Origin of the sequence: Vagococcus proximus, from assembly GCF_029143285.1 — a bacterium.
GTDB lineage: Bacteria > Bacillota > Bacilli > Lactobacillales > Vagococcaceae > Vagococcus_D > Vagococcus_D proximus.
In genome coordinates, this window is sequence record NZ_JAPDSH010000007.1 from 40,811 (window position 1) to 58,583 (window position 17,773).

Sequence of the window (17,773 nt, forward strand, 5' to 3'; positions counted from 1 at the left end):
AAGATTTAGAGCAGGTTTTATTTATTTTTTTCGATATAGTGAGTATCAACAAGTAGGGTAATGATGAAAAGAAAGAAGGATAATAAACCTATATCAGAGAAAAAAGTGCTGCCAATTAAGGAATAAAAGAGGTTGTATTCTATTATAAGTAATAGGGTTAGTATAACTATCTGTATTTGTTTCTTTTGCTTTTTAGCCATCAGTGCGCCTCCATTTTAATGACATGTAACTTATTTGATACCATGTGACTAGGGGCAGTAGGTTGACCAGACTTTAATTAAGTTAAGCATACACTCGGTTGGATAAATGTACAAGGGATGCAGGTAAAAATCATTGTAATAAGCAAGCAAAAAGGTTGGCGAGAGAATTTAACATCGTCTATACTTTAAGAGATGATACATAGGCAGAGGAGTAGTTTATATGAAAACATTAATTATTGTCGCTCATCCAGATGTCAAAGGATCAATGAGCCAGCAATTTTTCTTATCGGGATTAGAGCAAGAAAAAGAAGTAACGATACACCAAGTGTATGACAGCTATCCTGAAGGTAAGATAGACAAGGGAAAAGAAATAGAACGAGTTCTTTCACATGACCGTATTATTTTTCAGTTTCCATTATACTGGTACAGTGCTCCTAGTTTATTAAAAGAGTGGCAGGATGTTGTTTTATCAGAGATTGCGAGTAATGATAGCTATATGACTCGGGTAGCGGGAAAAGAATTTGGAATAGTGGTATCCATAGGTTCAAAAGAAACGTCGTATCAAGCAGGTGGAAGTGTTGGTCTGTCTCTAAGTGAATTGATGAAACCTTATCAAGCCATGGCTACTTATTTCGGCTTAGATTTTATGCCGATTTTTGCTAATTATCAATTCATGTATCAAACTGAACAGGCTAAAAAACAAGTATTGGTAGACTATCAGTATTATGTGACAGGTCCTAAATTAAAAACATTAGCCAGTCGTACGAAATGGTTGAGAGAGCGAGTGAGGGGGAGTCAAACATTGGATGCCAATTTATTAGCACCACTTTTAACTCAGTTAGAAGAAAATTGTGAAACAATAGAAGATTTAAATCAAACCTTAGCTGACATGTAATAGGGAGGAAGAATTTTGGCACAAGAGTGGATTGAAAAACAAGCAGTAGAATTAAAAACAACTTGTCGTGATTATAAAGAGCTTGCTCTTGTGGATGAGTTAGTGAGGCTACTGGATGAACAAGATATACGAATTGAACAACTAGAAGGTCAATTAGATGGAACGCTTTGGAGTCCTAGTAATTGGCGTTAAAATATTTAATAAAGAATCCCAAGTTATTTTTTTAACTTGGGATTCTTTTCTTTTATTAATTTGTGAAATAAACTTACGTGCTTTTTAAAATAAAATTCATATTTTTTTAATCTGTGTAAAAACAATGTACCAAAAGGAATGATAAAAGTTACTATTATGGGTTTAGAATAGATTAAGGAGGTGCAAGAGATGTTTGATAAATTGAGCTTGGAAATCTTAGAGTTGTTTTCTCGGTATGAAAATGTAACTGTGTCTGAGGCTGCAAAGTTATTGAATATAAACAGGCGAAAACTTTTATATGAGATAGAGAAAATTAATCCAGCTTTGGAAAAGATGTTTGGAATGTCAATTGAAAATGATGGTGAAAAATTTTTGTTACCTTTAAGTTTTAATGAAAAATGGAATTCACAATACTCCAATTTAAATAGCTACATTCACAAGACAGAAAGATTAGCAACCTTAACCATGTTTATATATATAAACAATTCATATATTTCAACTTATCATCTTCAGGAATTATTAGTTTTAAGTAAGAATTCTATTCTAAAAGAGATGAAAGAATTAAGAGTGAAATGTGAAGAATATGGTATTGAAATTAAGTATTCACGTGAAGAAGGTTATTTTTTCAAAGGTAAGGAATCAAGAATTAGGTTGTTTGCTGAAAAACAACTTACTTATTTATTAATAGGGTGTGATGCGGAGTGGATTTTAGAAAGGATTATTTCTTTACAGATCACGAAAAAAAAGAAGGCTATTTTTTTTGAAGAGATAAAAAATATATTCAAAACTAGAGAAGTACATCTTGTTTCAAAAAGATTACAATTTTTTTCGTGGTTGATGTATTTTATTTATTTAAGATCAAAGTCTGATGAGGATGATTTTAATATTAGCTTTGATGATAAATTATGTATGGATGTGGTAAATACAGAAATGAGAGAAGTGTCAAATATGATTTTTTATAATTATTCCACAAGAGATAGTCTATTTATAGCGACACGTATCATTGCGGCTTCTGATTATATAGAGCTGAAGAATGAACAAAGTGAATATGAGTTTGCTTATCTTACAAAGTGGGTTTTAGAAGAAGTTTCTGAGTCTATTGGATTTGACTTTTCAAGTAATACAAATATCTTTTCGACACTTTATTCACATTTAATACCGGCTTACGTTCGAATTTATTATGATATACCATTAAATATACCATTAACTGCTACTATACAATACGAGTATAAGTTTGTATTTGATCAAGTTAAAAAAGGATTAAGAGTCCTTGAAAATAAATTATCTGTTCCCATCAATGATGATGAAGTTGGATTATTTACAATTCATTTTTTGGGCTATTTAAAATCTAACAGAATGGAAGACAATCATTTTCAAGGCTTAGTAATTTGTGAAGAAGGAATAAGTAGTTTATTAATGTTGGTGAATACTTTAAGTAATATTTTTTTAAATATTGATTTCGATTATTATCCTAATCAATCAATAAGTGAAGATTATGATAGTCGGAAATATGACATGATTTTTTCGACAAGGAAATTAAAATCAAAACTTATTATTTTCGAAGTGAAGCCCGTAATGTCAGCTGTAGAGAGAAATGTATTGTGGAAAAAAGTAAAAAAAACTTTGGAAACTACTACTTATTAAAATTTGGAAGAGGTGTTTTAATTGTCAATAATGTTACCATCTGCAAAAAGAAAAAAAGATGGAGATGCACAACCAGGAATTAAGATGGGAATTTTTACTCTACGATTGCCATTCATCCATGCCCCATTTGAAGTTCCTGAGGCTATCCAAGCATTAGTAGTGTGTGTAGTAGGTGTATCTGCCGTATCTTATTTACAAGATATGTTTGGTATACCTTTTGCGGTAGCTTTGTCAATTGTTTGTGTTCATGAATTTTTAGAGCTCACCTATGTGATGTTTGGGGAGGCGACAATAGGTGGTTGGATAACACCAGCCATACCGTTGATAACAACATGGTTGCTAACATTTCAGTCAAATAGTGATCGTATGCAAGCTTTAATATCACTTCAACTTTTGTTAGGTTTATTTTTTATTTTCTTTGGTATGACAGGATTAGCAAAGAAACTAGTTGTATGGGTCCCAACTTCTATTAAGTCAGGAATATTAATTGGTGCAGGTATATCAGCCATTACAGGTAAATATGGTTTTATGTCATTAAGTGAAGGTGGAGCTGGAATATTCAAGTATCCTATCTCCTGGATAACAGGTATTGTAGTCGCAATATTTTTACTCTATTCAATTGGATTTAGTCAAATTAAATTGGCAAGTAATAATGGTTTGATTAAATTATTAGCTAAGGCAGGTTTTGTACCAGCGTTGTTCATTGCTTATATTATAGGAATATCATTTGGTGAATTACCATTACCGCATTTTGATTTAACTCAGGGGATTATTTTTAATCCATTACCGGGACTTAAGGAAGTATTTCATTCGTACAGTTTTTTTGCTTTTGGAATACCTAATATAAACATAATTGTAAGCGCTTTACCTATTGCTTTTATAACATATATTATTTCTTTCGGTAATATTGTAGTTGCAACAGAGTTAACTATTGAAGCTAGTCAATCTAGACCAGATGAATATATTGATATAAATCCAAATCGTGCCAATTTATTGGTGGGAGTTAGGAATATAATTCAAGGTCTATTTGCTCCAACAGTAGTTATGTCAGGTCCGTTATGGGCAGCTATGCAAGTGACGGCGACCCAGAGATATAAACAAGGAAAGAAAAGTATGTATTCATTATATGGAGGAGCTATATCCTTTGATTTAATAAAATTTTTAGCAGTATTGGTGTTGCCTTTAGTTGCCTTGATTACACCTATACTACCATTAGGAATGAGCTTAACCTTAATGATCCAAGCCTTTGCTTGCTTTATTATTGCCTTTGGAATGTTAGAAACATCTGTACAAAAAGGGGTGGCAGGTGCAACCGGAGCAATTATGTCAATAACTTCACCTCATCTGGGTTTGTTAGCGGGTATTATTATTTCTCTAATAGTAGAGTATAAATTTAAATCATCTCATAAGAAAGAGAATCATAAAGACTCGCATTAATTTTTGAAAGGAGAATATTATGTTAGAAAATAAAGAACCAAAATGTGTAGTTGAAAAAGAAATAGAGGGAATGATAGATAATGCAAGAATAGCACAAGTAGAATTTGAAAAATGGTCACAAGAAGATGTAGATAGAGTGGTTAAGGCTATTGGTAAGGCAGTATATGGAGAGGGAGAAAAATTGGCTCGTATGGCGATAGAGGAAACTGGTATGGGGAAATATGAAGATAAAATAAATAAAAATAAAGGTAAATCCAAAGCTGTCTGGAAACAACTTTCAGGTATAGCAAGTAGACGTATTATTAAGCGTAATCCAGAAGAAGAGTTAATAGAAGTAGCAAAACCAATAGGTGTCATTGGAGCAGTTACTCCAGTTACAAATCCATCAATGACACCGATTCATAATGCGATGATTGCTCTTAAAGGAGGAAATGCAATAATTTTTTCACCTCATCCTAAAGCAAAAAATACAGGAATAGAAACAGTGAATATTATGAGAGAAGCTTTATTTAAAGAAGGGGCTTCTAAAGACTTACTTCAAATTGTTAAAGAGCCCTCTTTGCTACATACAACAAAAGTTATGGAATTGTGTGATGCATCGATTGCGACAGGCGGTCCAGCGATGGTTAAAGCTGCCTATTCTTCTGGAAAACCTTCATTTGGTGTTGGAGCAGGTAATGTTCAGTGTGTATTGGATAGAAAAATAGATTATAGAGAAAGTATAGATAAAGTGATTGCAGGGAGAATTTATGATAATGGTATTTTATGTACTTGTGAGCAAACATTGATTTATCCACAGGAAATAAAATTAAGTTTGATTGATATTTTAAAGGAAAAGGGAGGCTATTTAATTAAAGAAGATGAGATGCCTTATTTCCGAAAACATTTATTTCCAGGAGGAAAAATAAATGTTGAATTGGTAGGTAAGTCTCCAAGCGAACTGGGTAGGATTATAGACATGACTATACCAAAAGACACTAAATTTATATTCGTCATGATTGACGAATATGGAGAAAAGGAATTGTTCACAAAAGAAAAATTGTGTCCGGTATTATCTGTAATAGGTTATGAGAGCTGGAATGATGCGCTTAATATTGCTAAAACGAATTTATTATTCGAAGGGGCGGGGCATTCTGCGGTTATTCATTCCAATAATACGGATCATATTGAAGAATTTGGAATAGTCTTACCAATTTCTCGTCTAGTTGTAAATCAACAAGGCTCTTCAGCTTTAGGAGGCAGCTTGAATAATGGCTTAAATCCTACTGCTACATTAGGTTGTGGTAGTTGGGGGAATAATAGTTTGAGTGAAAATTTATGGTGGCATCATTTAGTTAATATTAGTAGGATTTCCTATGAAATAAAAGATAAAGAAGATCTGAGTGATAAAGAAATTTGGGACTTAAAATAGAAGGGAGAAATTTAATTGATCACCAACTTTGAGTCATTTATAAGTGAATTACAAACAAATACTAATCAAGTTATTGTTGTTGCTGGGGCACACGATCCAGAAGTTTTATCAGCCGTAAAAAAAGCCGAAGAATTAGATCTGGCACAATTTATTTTAGTAGGGAATAGAGAACTAATGACTACTTATTCTAAAGATATAGACTTTGATATAAGTAAGCACAATATTTTAGATAGTGATAGTCCTTCAGAAATAGGAGAGTTGTCTGTTGGATTAGTAAGAACTGGAAGGGCATCCGTGTTAATGAAGGGGATTATTGAAACACCAATATTACTAAAAGCAGTATTGAATAAACAGAAAGGACTGAAGACAGATCAACTATTAAGCCATGTTGGGGTATTTCAAATCAATAGTTTAAACCGTCTATTGTTGATTGCAGATTCAGCGGTAAATATAGCACCAAATGTGGATGAAAAAGAAAAAATAATCATGAATACTTTAATTGTAGCAGATTCCTTAGGAATTAGAGAGCCTAAAGTTGCTCTTATTGCAGCATCAGAACATGTAAATGAAAAAATGCCCGCAACAAAAGATGCTGCAATTTTAGTTAAAAAGAATGAAGAGGTAAATTATTTTAAACCAGCAATTTTAGCAGGTCCATTAGCATTAGATAATGCTATTTCCAGTAAAGCAGCAGCTATAAAAAATATTAAGAATGCAGTAGTTGGGAATGCAGATATTTTGATTATGCCAACTATTGAAGCGGGAAATATTTTAGTGAAGTCTTTGGAGTATTTTTCAAACTCTCAGAAGGCGGGAGTTATTATGGGAGCTTCTGTTCCAATTATATTGACATCTAGAGCGAGTACTGATGATACGAAACTTTATTCTATAGCTTTAAGTTTATTGATTCAAAAAAAAGTATTGGAGATGGACTAATATGGGAAATAATTTCTTACTTATTATTAATCCAGGTTCTACAACAACAAAACTTGCTTGCTTTGTAAATGATGAGCAGATATTGTCAGAAGAAATAGAACATAGAAGCGAAGTATTGGATAAATTTACTACTATTTTTGATCAATTAGATTACCGTTTGTCTTTAATTGAAGAAAAACTCACTGATAACAATGTGGATAATTCTAAATTTACAGCTATTGTAGCTCGTGGCGGGAATATGAAACCTGTGTCAGGGGGAACATATGAAATTAATGAAGAAATGTTAAGTGATTTGAAAATAGGTGTAATGGGTCAACACGCTTCTAATCTAGGTGCTCATTTAGCAAAAAAACTTGCAGAAAAATTGGATATTCCTTGTTTTGTTGTTGATCCAGTAGTCGTAGATGAATTAGCTCCAGTAGCTAGATATTCTGGAACACCCTTGATTCAAAGAAAGTCTAAAGACCATCCTCTCAATCAAAAGGCCGTTGGGAGAATAGATGCCCATAATGAAGGGGGTACTTATGAAGAAATGAATTATATTATTGCCCATATGGGTGGCGGAATATCTGTAGCAGCACACAATCACGGAGAAATAATAGATGTAAATAATGCCTTGAATGGTGATGGACCTTTTTCACCTGAACGCGCAGGTGGATTACCTGTTACTTCAGTTATAGATTTATGCTTTTCTGGTGATTATTCAGAAAATGAATTAAGGGCAGTGCTTGTAGGAAATGGTGGACTAAAAGCATATTTAGGAACTACGGATGGTAGGGAAGTTTCTAAATTAATTAATGAGGGAGATAGTCATGCTAAGGAAGTGTACCAAGCAATGGCTTATCAAATTTCAAAAGAAATAGGTGCTATGGCTACAGTTTTGAAAGGACAAATTAATGGTATTTTATTAACAGGTGGATTAGCATTTGATGATTTATTAATAGGTTACATTTCAGAATATTGTAATTTTTTAGCTGATATCCGCATTTATCCTGGGGAGAATGAAATGGTTGCTTTAGCAGCTGGGGTTAATCGAGTTATGAACAATGAAGAAAAACTTAAAAAGTATAGCCAATAATGAAAATTAGGAGGAATAAAAATGAGAGTGTCTGATACAGGTAAGAGTGCAAAAGAAATAAAAGCATTAACAGATAAGTATATGATAGAAACATATGAACGGTTTGATTTCATTACGGATTATGTGGATGGAAACTACATGTATGACGATGAAAATAATTCGTATTTAGATTTTTATGGAGGAGTTGCTGTTAATAGTACGGGAAATCGGAATCCTAAGGTTGTAGAAGCTATAAAAAATCAAGTTGATGATGTTATTCATACATTTAATTATCCTTATACAGTCCCCCAAGCATTACTTGCTGAATTAATATGTACTACGATTGGTATGGAAAAGATTTTTTTTCAAAATTCTGGAACTGAGGCAAATGAAGCGATGATTAAATTAGCACGTAAATATGGGATTGATAATTATGGTGAGCATAAATATGAAATAATTACCGCATTGAACAGTTTTCATGGGCGGACTTACGGAGCAATGTCAGCGACAGGGCAAGAGCATAATGCAATTCAAAATGGATTTAAACCAATGGTACCAGGATTTTCTTATGGGACATTTAATGATGTAGAATCTTTTGAAAACCTAGTTACTGACAATACTATAGCAATTATGTTGGAGCCTATTCAAGGTGAAGGAGGAATTATACCAGCTACACCTGAATTTATGGAAGGGATAAAACAATTATGTGATAAGCATAATTTATTATTATTGTTTGATGAAATACAAACAGGATGGTGTAGAACAGGTGAAATAATGGCATTCCAACATTACGGTATTGTGCCCGATATTTTAACAATGGCAAAAGCAATGGGAGGCGGTATGCCTATTGGTGCAATGTGTACAACATCGAAGCTTGCAAAAGTTTTTTCGATGGGAGCACACGGTTCTACATATGGTGGGAACAGTTTAGCTTGTGCAGCTTCTTTGGCACAAATAAAAGAGCTTCTAGATGGAGAGTATGCGCAAAGAGCTAAAAATATAGGTGATTATTTAATAAAAAAATTATCAAGTTTACCAAATGTAAAAGAAGTTCGAGGAAAGGGATTAATGTTAGCGGTCGAATTTTTAGATATTGATGCGCTATCTCTGAAGAAAAAAGCGTTGAGTAAGACACTATTAACTACAGCAGTTGGTATACATACATTAAGGTTAGTTCCACCTTTGACTATAACAGAAGACGAATGTGATATAGCTAGTCAGATTTTGAACGAGAGTATTAATGAGCTATCAAGTAATAAAGAAGGAGCTGAATAGGAAATGGAATTTAATATTCAAGAATTTATGAATGGCATTATTGAAAAGAATCCAACAGAAGTAAAGTTTCACCAGGCTGTAAGGGATACACTGACGTCATTAGTGCCTATAATTAATGAAAATCCTATTTATTGTCAAGAGAAAATATTAGAGAGATTAATTGAACCAGAAAGGACTATATCGTTCAGGGTACCTTGGGTAGATGATAAAGGCGAGATACAAATTAACCGTGGTTGGCGTGTTCAATTTAGTAGCTCTATTGGTCCTTTTAAAGGTGGAATAAGGTTCGCTGAGGATGTCAACTTGGATACTATAAAATTTTTAGGTTTTGAAATGGTATTAAAAAATGGACTGACAACATTACCATTAGGGGGATCCAAGGGGGGCGCTGATTTTGACAGTAGTAATAAATCAGATGCAGAAATCATGAGATTTTGTCAATCATTTATGACAGAGTTATATCGTTATATTGGTCCCAATACTGATATTCCTGCTGGGGATTTGGGTGTTGGTTATAAAGAAATAGGATATTTATTTGGTCAATATAAAAGGTTAGCCAATGAATTTACAGGGACTATTACTGGTAAAAAGCATAATTGGGGTGGGAGTTTAATTCGTCCTGAGGCTACAGGATACGGTGTTGCATATTTTATAAAAAATATGTTAGAGAATACAGGACAGACAATTGAGAATAAACGAGTTTCTATTTCGGGATATGGAAATGTTGGGGCGCATTTGGTTGAGAAATTAGACGAATTAGGAGCGAAAGTAGTAACTGCTTCAGATCCTTACGGTTATATCTATGATAGTGAAGGTATCACGGGAGAAAAAATAGAATTTTTAAAAGAATTATGGATAGTCCATCGTTCACCTATAAAAAAATATGCTGAAAAATATAATGTCCCTTATTATGAAAATATGAAGCCTTGGAGAGAGAAAGTAGATATAGCTATTCCATCGTCAAAGGAGAATGAATTAACGTTAAGAGACTCTGAAATGTTGGTCGAAAATAGTGTTTTGTGTGTCTGTGAGGCTGCTAATATGCCTGTTACGGAAGAAGCAGTTAAATACTTAAAAGACAATCGGATTTTATTTGCTCCAGGTAAAGCTGCAAATGCTGGAGGAGTTGCTGTATCGGGATTAGAGATGTCTCAAAATGCAATGCATTGTAGTTGGAGTGCAGATGAAGTGGATGATAAGTTGAAAGAAATTATGAGTGATATTCATAAAACTTGTTTAAAATACGGGTCAGAGAAAGATGGTTGGGTAAATTATGTTGATGGAGCAAACATTGGATCATTTATAAAAGTAGCAGATTCCATTCTATCTCAAGGTGTTGTTTAATTATAGTATAAATTTCTGCAAAAATAAAAAAGCATCTCGTTAACATAACGAGATGCTTTTTTATTTAGTTAAATGTTCGGAAGCGATCAGTATCAGCCATATATTCTTTATCTCCAGCTGGGGCTTTGATTGAACCGAAAGGCATTTGTCCAGTTAAGCGCCATGAAGCAGGAATATTCCATTTTTCGGCTACTTTTTCATCAATTAGTGGATTGTAGTGTTGAATAGTTGCGCCGATTTCCTTTTCAGCTAAAGCAGTCCATACAGAATGTTGTGCCATCCCTGTAGATTGCTCAGACCAAAGTGGGAAGTTAGCAGCATAGAGTTTGAATTGATCTTGAAGAGAAGCAATAACATCAGTGTCTTCAAAGAATAAAATCGTTCCTTTACCAGCTGCGAAACTTGCTAATTTAGCTTGAGTTTGTGGAAAGTTTTCTTCTGGTGTTAATGGTTTTAATTCATTTTCAACAATAGTCCATAAAGCTTGATGAGCATTATCAAATAAAATAACAGCACGTGATGATTGTGAGTTAAAAGCAGAAGGCGTTTCTTTGATTGCATCGAAGATAATCGTTTCTAATTCAGATTCAGATAGTGACACATCATTTCCTATTGAATAGATAGAACGTCTTTTTTGTAATGATTTAATGTAGTTTGTCATGATTTATGAGCTCCTTTTAGTTGTTTTCTATTTTTGATTACATACTTAGTATAGTACCTTACAAAAAATAAGTAAAATAGTTTGCTTACGAAAAATAAGAAAAACAAAAAAGAGCTTATTAAGCTCTTTTTTTGTTCCTGTTTAAATAACTTTTACCATTCGAAAGGAATGGCGTAGCCTAATGCTAAAACTTCTCTTGCATAACTAATCGTCTTAGCCGATGGTGGTGTTGGGGCAGCTAACCCATGGCTATTTTTTATTCCTAGGCGTTTAGCCAAGAGTTTAGCACGGTAAATATGGAAGTCGTTAGAAACGACCACTGTTTTTCCAAGTTTTGTTTTATGGGAGGCATTCATCAAGTTTTCCATGGCATTAGTGGAGTCATCTTCTGCAATAATTTTTTTTGAAGGAATCCCATGATTGACTAAGTAACGAGCCATCACACGTGCTTCTGATTCGTTTTCATCACTCCCTTTACCACCTGATACGATGACGGTTGCTTTAGGATTATCTTGTAAATACTGTATTGCTGTATCTAAACGCTCTTGAAGAACAGAGCTAGGTTTTGCTGGTTTTCCTTTCACTTTAGCACCTAAAATAATCACGGTGTCTGCATTATTCGGGGCGGTTTCATCTTTACAACTTAGAATTAGAGAAAAACTAAACAGACTATAAAGCAATCCAATTAGGATAAAACTAAGTAGGCCCCATTTCCATTTTGATTTTTTTCGTGTTGGCATGTAGCGCATCACTCTCCTTTACTAGTGAAAGTATAAACAATAAAGATAAAAAAAGAATGAATATTGTTGTAAGTTTTTCTTAATAGGTCTTAACATTTAGTAAAGAAGAGATGTTTGTTTTTAAGAAATACCTTATAATAGAAATATAACTAGAAAAGGGAGCGGATAGGATGCCAATCGTAAACGTACAATTATTAGAAGGTCGCACACCAGAACAAAAGAAAGCAATGGTTAAAGAAGTAACAGATGCTATCGTTAGAACAACAGGAGCAAAAAAAGAAGCCATTAGTATTGTTATCACAGATATGAAAAAAGAGGATTATGGCATTAATGGAGAGACGCTAGCGTAAAGGGAAAAGCCTTGCCAAAATCAGTGATTCGTGGTTAAATGGAGTTATATTAATGAATAAAAGATCATTGCGAAAGACACCATTTATTGAAAACTACCTAGCAGAGAGGGAAATATTAGCTGAGAATTTCCTAGATAAGCCCAATAAGTGACCACTTTCAAGAATTTAGTCGAAACTAAGTCGGTCGTCCCGTTATCACGAATGAAGTATAGCTTTTCTTGTCTTTTAAGGGATAAGTTTATTAAATTTTAGGTGGAACCACGATAATATCGTCCTAATGTCTTGTGTATGCAAGATGTTAGGGCGTTTTTTGTTTTAGCAATGTGATTATTTAAAACTAAGGAGGAACACACATGTCAGAAATTAAAGTAACATTTCCAGATGGTGCAGTAAAAGAATTTGAGGCTGGCGTCTCTACAAAAGACGTTGCTGAAAGTATTAGTAAAAGCTTAGCTAAAAAAGCTTTAGCAGGTAAATTTAATGGGGAGTTAGTCGATTTAGTTCGTCCACTAGAAGTAGACGGTTCAATTGAGATTATCACACCAGATCACGAAGATGCTCTAGGTATCTTACGTCACTCAACAGCTCATTTAATGGCGAATGCCGTTCGTCGTTTATATCCAAACATCCATTTTGGTGTAGGACCAGCGATTGATAACGGGTTCTATTATGATACTGATAACGGAGAAGACCCAATATCAGAAGAAGATTTACCAAAAATTGAAGAAGAAATGATGAAAATCGTTAAAGAAAATAACCCAATCGTTCGTAAAGAAGTAACAAAAGTGGAAGCATTAGAGTTATTTAAAGAAGATCCATATAAAGTAGAATTAATTACAGATCTTCCAGAAGATGAGCAAATTACAGTTTATGATCAAGGTGATTTTGTTGATTTATGTCGTGGCGTACACGTTCCTTCAACAGGACGTATCCAAGTCTTTAAATTATTATCAGTGGCAGGTGCGTATTGGAGAGGTAACTCAGACAATAAAATGATGCAACGTGTTTACGGAACAGCTTTCTTTGATAAAAAAGAATTAAAAGCTTACTTACAATTCCGCGAAGAAATGAAAGAACGTGATCACCGTAAATTAGGTAAAGAATTAGGCCTATTTATGACAAATAGTGATGTTGGTGCAGGTCTACCATTCTGGTTACCAAATGGCGCGACTATCCGTCGTACGATTGACCGTTACATTACAGATAAAGAAATTAGCTTAGGCTATCAACATGTTTACACACCGATCATGGCCAATGTTGAGTTCTATAAAACATCAGGTCACTGGGATCATTACCATGAAGATATGTTCCCACCAATGGATATGGGTGATGGCGAAATGTTAGTCCTACGTCCGATGAACTGTCCACATCACATGATGGTTTATAAAAATGAAGTTCATAGCTACCGTGAATTACCAATTCGTATCGCAGAATTAGGAATGATGCACCGTTATGAGAAAAGTGGGGCATTATCAGGGTTACAACGTGTTCGTGAAATGACATTGAATGATGGTCATACATTTGTACGTCCAGACCAAATTAAAGATGAATTCAAACGTACATTAGAATTAATGGTTGCTGTATATGAAGATTTCAATATCACAGACTATAAATTCCGTTTAAGCTACCGTGACCCAGAAAATACTGAAAAATACTTTGATGATGATCAAATGTGGGAAACTGCTCAAAAAATGTTGAAAGAAGCCGTTGATGAAATGGGCTTAGAATACGTTGAAGCTGAAGGTGAAGCGGCTTTCTACGGTCCTAAACTTGACGTTCAAGTTAAGACTGCTATGGGGATTGAAGAAACACTTTCAACTATCCAATTAGACTTCTTATTACCACAACGTTTCGATTTAACATATGTAGGTGAAGATGGCGAAAATAATCACCGTCCAGTTGTTATTCACCGTGGTATCGTGTCAACAATGGAACGTTTTGTTGCTTATCTAACAGAAGTATACAAAGGCGCTTTCCCAACATGGTTAGCACCAGTTCAAGGAACAATCATTCCAGTAAGTAATGATCACCATATGGACTACGCTTTTGAAATTAAAGGTCAATTAGAAAAATTAGGATTACGTTTCGAAGTAGATGAGCGTAATGAAAAAATGGGTTATAAAATCCGTGCGTCACAAACACAAAAAATTCCTTATCAATTAGTTGTTGGGGATAAAGAAGTTGAAGCTGGAGAAGTAAATGTTCGTCGTTATGGAAGTAAAGAAACAGCTTCTATGTCATTAGAAGATTATGTTGCTTTAGTAACGAAAGAAGTTGCGAATTTCAGTCGTCCAAGAGACTAACTATAGGATGTAGAGAAAAGAGCTCCCTTTGAATAAAAGGGCTCTTTTTTTTTCACTAAAAAGACCTATTTTATTTGCTTATAGCTGTAATAAATGAGATACTTCAAGGTGGAGAAATAGCAATTATTAAAGAGTGTTAAAAGAGTGTTAAAATTTACTTTAACTTTTTGCGTGAACCTTTATTTTTTAGTAAACTATTAAGAGCAAAAGCATCAGTCTAATTCGGAAGGAACAGATAGAATGAAAGAAAAATTAACAGATAAATTCAAAACATTACAGAGAGAATATAGTTGGCTGAAATTACCACAATTTTTAACACCAGAGACATTAAAAAACAAACATGTTACGCCTAAAAAGTCACATATTCCTTTTAGGTTAAACTTTTTATTCTTTATCGTATTCGCCCTTTTTGTGACATTACTGGCACAACTTGCCTACTTACAAATTGCGAATGGTGATTTTTTTAGAACAAAAATCGAATTAGATGAAAAAACAGTCGTAAAAGGAAATGCACCTCGTGGTCAAATTTTTGATGAAAAAGGAAATGTTTTGGTAGGCAATCAATCCAAATCAGCAATTCTTTATACTAAACAAGAAGCAATGTCGACATCTAAAATGTTAGAGACCGCTCGTAAAATAACAGAGTTACTTGATATACCAGCAGAAGAATTAACAGATCGTGATAAAAAAGATTACTGGTTAGCTGATCAAGAAAATCTAAAATTAGCACAAAAACGATTAAAAAAAGAAGATTTATCCGATGCTAAAGGTGAACCGTTACCAAATAGTGTGATTTATCAAAATACGGTAGCTAAGGTTAAAGAGTCAGAAATTGATTTTAGTGAAGAAGAATTAAAGACGGCTACAATTTATAAAAAAATCAGTGGTGTTCTGGCTATGATGCCTGTTTACATTAAAAATAAAGATGTAACAACAGAAGAACTGGCCATTGCTGCAGAGCATTCAGCTGATATTCCAGGTCTTTCTACGGGTATGGATTGGTCTAGGGAATACCCAGCAGAAGATTCTATGAAAACTATCTTAGGAACGGTTTCTACTGATAAATCAGGGGTTCCAGTTGAGCAAAGTGAAAAATATTTAGGAAATGGTTATTCACGTAATGACCGTGTTGGATTAAGCTACCTTGAAAAATATTATGAACCTGTTCTTAGAGGAACGAAACCTAGTACAGAAATAACATATGAAGATAAAAAAGAAAAAACAAATCCTCATCAAAAAGTGTATGAGGGAGAAAAAGGTAAGAATTTAGTATTAACAATTGATGTTGAATTCCAAAAGCAAATTGAAAAGATTTTAGAATCAGGTTTTTCAATTTTAGAAAGCAATGGAAGAACAAAATACTCTGAGGGTATCTATGCCGTTGTAATGGAAAATAAAACAGGAGCTGTTAAGGCAATGGCCGGGATTGAACGTGATTTAGAGACAGGGAAGAAGAAAAAAGATGCTTTAGGTACGATTAATAAAGCTTTTACACCTGGTTCTATAGTGAAACCCGCTATGATTATGGGCGGCTATCGCAATAATATTATTTCTGGAAATGCTGTATATTTAGATGAGCCAATTCAATTGGATGGGGATAATGTGAAACAGTCTGTCTTTACAGGGTATGAAGGTCCTCAAAAATTAAATGTAGTCGATGCTCTTAGAAAATCTTCTAATGTTTATATGATGAAAATTGTCTTTGATATGATGGGTGAGACTTACCAACCTAATATGATTTTAGGAGACCATATGGATGTCTTTAATACGGTTAGACAAAACTTCCAAGATTTTGGTTTAGGTGCTCCAACAGGTATTGATATAGCAGGTGAAAGTTTTGGGTTATCTCCTAAAGACTTCTATCACCCAGATGGTAGTATGGTTCAAGGGCGTATGGGTAACTTACTTGATTTATCATACGGTAACTTTGATACCTATACACCGATGCAGTTGGCCCAATATGTTAGTACGATTGCTAATGATGGCGTAAAATTAGCGCCGCACATTGTATCTGGAATATATGGTAATGGTCCAGACGGTACTATTTCTGGATTAGAAGAAAAAATTCAACCTAAAGTAATGGCAACAATTGGTGATAAAAAAGATTATAAATACATCAAACAAGGGATGTATGAGGTTGTCAATACTTATGATGGTACAGGTAATGATATGGGACCAACGAAGTACGACGTATCAGGTAAGACTGGTACTGCAGAAGTTCCTCGTGATAATCCTAAAGACCCATATAATCCAATCGAGCTATACAATAGTACGATGATTGCTTATACGCCGTCAAAAGATCCGGAAGTTTCTGTTGCTGTAGTTATCCCACATATTACAGATGAAAGTGACAAATTGAATACAGCGTTAACGACTCAAATTATCAATGCTTATACAGAATTTTATGATAAGTAAATTTGTAAAGTAGTTTTACTTAACAAATTTGCTCAAAAGGGTAGAAATTCATGATAAAAGATGATATTATAGTTCAAGTGAGGTAATATCACATATACTTATACTATTTGGAGGTCATATCATGCGTGTTCATATCACTTTAGAATGTACAGAATGTAAAGAACGTAACTATTTATCTAACAAAAATAAACGTAACAACCCGGATCGTTTAGAAGTTAAAAAATATTGTCCGCGTGAGCGTAAAGTAACGCTTCACCGTGAAACAAAATAACAACAGTTAGCGCAAGCTACTGTTGTTTTTTTTGTTTAAATTTCATAGAGTATGATACTATATAAGTACTAGATTGGGGTGAAGAGTGTGAAAGATAAGAGGCGTAAACAAGGTTTAGAGCTGCTTAAAACCTTAAAAAATGACCCAAAGAAAAAAGGTGAGTTAGAGGTTAACATTTTTAATCAACTATTTGAGACGAGTGTATGGCAAGAAACGAAAATTATAGCCATAACGATGAGTTTACCTTTTGAATTTAACACAGGACCTATTATTGAAGAAGCATGGCGAACCGGAAAGAAATGTTACGTTCCTAAAGTCTTAAATAATCACGAGATGGCCTTTATACCAATTACACCTGATACAGAATATGAAAAAGGCGTATTTGGAATAGAAGAGCCAATTGGCGAACCAATTTCTGGATTTTCTAAAGAAGCTTTAATGATTGTACCGGGTTTAATTTTTAATCGACAAGGCTATAGAATAGGCCAAGGCGGTGGCTACTATGATCGTTATTTATCAAAGTATGAGGGAAAGACCTTAAGTCTTGTTTTTCCTCAGCAACTATCTGAAGACTGGTCACCAGAAGTATTTGATCGGCCAGTAGACTATATTATCACAAAAGAAAAAGTAATCGAGGTGTAG

At 33.9% G+C, this 17,773-nt stretch carries 17 protein-coding genes; 14 read left to right on the forward strand and 3 right to left on the reverse strand.

Going from position 1 to position 17,773, the window contains the following annotated elements; genetic code table 11:
• Positions 1-17: 17 nt before the first annotated feature.
• A complete protein-coding gene (locus OL233_RS09130; protein ID WP_275472014.1) occupies positions 18-200 on the reverse strand; it encodes a hypothetical protein in 183 nt (60 codons plus the stop codon).
• A 220-nt stretch (positions 201-420) separates the two neighbouring features.
• Here OL233_RS09130 and OL233_RS09135 point away from each other — a divergent pair, with 220 nt between their 5' ends.
• The 9 genes from OL233_RS09135 (at position 421) to gdhA (ending at position 10,391) form a co-directional block, all read left to right on the forward strand.
• On the forward strand, positions 421-1,095 hold the full coding sequence (locus OL233_RS09135; RefSeq protein WP_275472015.1) for an NAD(P)H-dependent oxidoreductase: 675 nt from the start codon (positions 421-423) through the stop codon (positions 1,093-1,095).
• 15 nt (positions 1,096-1,110) lie between these two features.
• On the forward strand, positions 1,111-1,287 hold the full coding sequence (locus tag OL233_RS09140; protein ID WP_275472016.1) for a hypothetical protein: 177 nt from the start codon (positions 1,111-1,113) through the stop codon (positions 1,285-1,287).
• 189 nt (positions 1,288-1,476) lie between these two features.
• On the forward strand, positions 1,477-2,931 hold the full coding sequence (locus OL233_RS09145; protein ID WP_275472017.1) for a BglG family transcription antiterminator: 1,455 nt from the start codon (positions 1,477-1,479) through the stop codon (positions 2,929-2,931).
• 21 nt (positions 2,932-2,952) lie between these two features.
• The gene (locus OL233_RS09150; protein ID WP_275472018.1) at positions 2,953-4,368 is read left to right on the forward strand and encodes a hypothetical protein; all 1,416 of its coding nucleotides are present in this window, start codon (positions 2,953-2,955) and stop codon (positions 4,366-4,368) included.
• A gap of 19 nt (positions 4,369-4,387) precedes the next feature.
• Positions 4,388-5,779 carry an aldehyde dehydrogenase family protein gene (locus OL233_RS09155; RefSeq protein ID WP_275472019.1) on the forward strand — a complete coding sequence of 464 codons (1,392 nt, stop codon included), beginning with the start codon at positions 4,388-4,390 and terminating at the stop codon, positions 5,777-5,779.
• A gap of 15 nt (positions 5,780-5,794) precedes the next feature.
• Entirely contained in the window at positions 5,795-6,715 is a 921-nt protein-coding gene (locus OL233_RS09160; RefSeq protein WP_275472020.1) for a phosphate acyltransferase, read from the forward strand.
• 1 nt (position 6,716) lies between these two features.
• Positions 6,717-7,793 (forward strand): butyrate kinase, encoded by a 1,077-nt coding sequence (gene buk, locus OL233_RS09165; RefSeq protein ID WP_275472021.1) that lies wholly within the window; start codon positions 6,717-6,719, stop codon positions 7,791-7,793.
• 21 nt (positions 7,794-7,814) lie between these two features.
• Positions 7,815-9,047: an aspartate aminotransferase family protein gene (locus tag OL233_RS09170; RefSeq protein ID WP_275472022.1), complete on the forward strand. Its 1,233-nt coding sequence runs from the start codon at positions 7,815-7,817 to the stop codon at positions 9,045-9,047.
• 3 nt (positions 9,048-9,050) lie between these two features.
• Entirely contained in the window at positions 9,051-10,391 is a 1,341-nt protein-coding gene (gdhA, locus tag OL233_RS09175; protein ID WP_275472023.1) for an NADP-specific glutamate dehydrogenase, read from the forward strand.
• A 64-nt stretch (positions 10,392-10,455) separates the two neighbouring features.
• Here the strand turns inward: gdhA and OL233_RS09180 are convergent, their stop codons facing one another.
• Together OL233_RS09180 and OL233_RS09185 are read right to left on the reverse strand one after the other, a co-directional pair.
• A complete protein-coding gene (locus OL233_RS09180) occupies positions 10,456-11,052 on the reverse strand; it encodes a nitroreductase family protein (protein WP_275472024.1) in 597 nt (198 codons plus the stop codon).
• Positions 11,053-11,204: 152 nt separating this feature from the next.
• On the reverse strand, positions 11,205-11,792 hold the full coding sequence (locus OL233_RS09185; protein WP_275472025.1) for a YdcF family protein: 588 nt from the start codon (positions 11,790-11,792) through the stop codon (positions 11,205-11,207).
• A 170-nt stretch (positions 11,793-11,962) separates the two neighbouring features.
• Here OL233_RS09185 and thmT point away from each other — a divergent pair, with 170 nt between their 5' ends.
• From thmT to OL233_RS09210, 5 genes are all read left to right on the forward strand, one after another.
• The gene (thmT, locus tag OL233_RS09190; protein ID WP_275472026.1) at positions 11,963-12,142 is read left to right on the forward strand and encodes a 2-hydroxymuconate tautomerase; all 180 of its coding nucleotides are present in this window, start codon (positions 11,963-11,965) and stop codon (positions 12,140-12,142) included.
• Between the two features lie 353 nt (positions 12,143-12,495).
• Positions 12,496-14,445: a threonine--tRNA ligase gene (thrS, locus tag OL233_RS09195; RefSeq protein ID WP_275472027.1), complete on the forward strand. Its 1,950-nt coding sequence runs from the start codon at positions 12,496-12,498 to the stop codon at positions 14,443-14,445.
• A 240-nt stretch (positions 14,446-14,685) separates the two neighbouring features.
• Positions 14,686-16,860: a penicillin-binding transpeptidase domain-containing protein gene (locus tag OL233_RS09200; RefSeq protein WP_275472028.1), complete on the forward strand. Its 2,175-nt coding sequence runs from the start codon at positions 14,686-14,688 to the stop codon at positions 16,858-16,860.
• Between the two features lie 121 nt (positions 16,861-16,981).
• Positions 16,982-17,131, forward strand: a complete 150-nt coding sequence (gene rpmG / locus OL233_RS09205) for a 50S ribosomal protein L33 (protein WP_023606847.1) — start codon at positions 16,982-16,984, stop codon at positions 17,129-17,131.
• An 87-nt stretch (positions 17,132-17,218) separates the two neighbouring features.
• Positions 17,219-17,773: a 5-formyltetrahydrofolate cyclo-ligase gene (locus OL233_RS09210; RefSeq protein ID WP_275472029.1), complete on the forward strand. Its 555-nt coding sequence runs from the start codon at positions 17,219-17,221 to the stop codon at positions 17,771-17,773.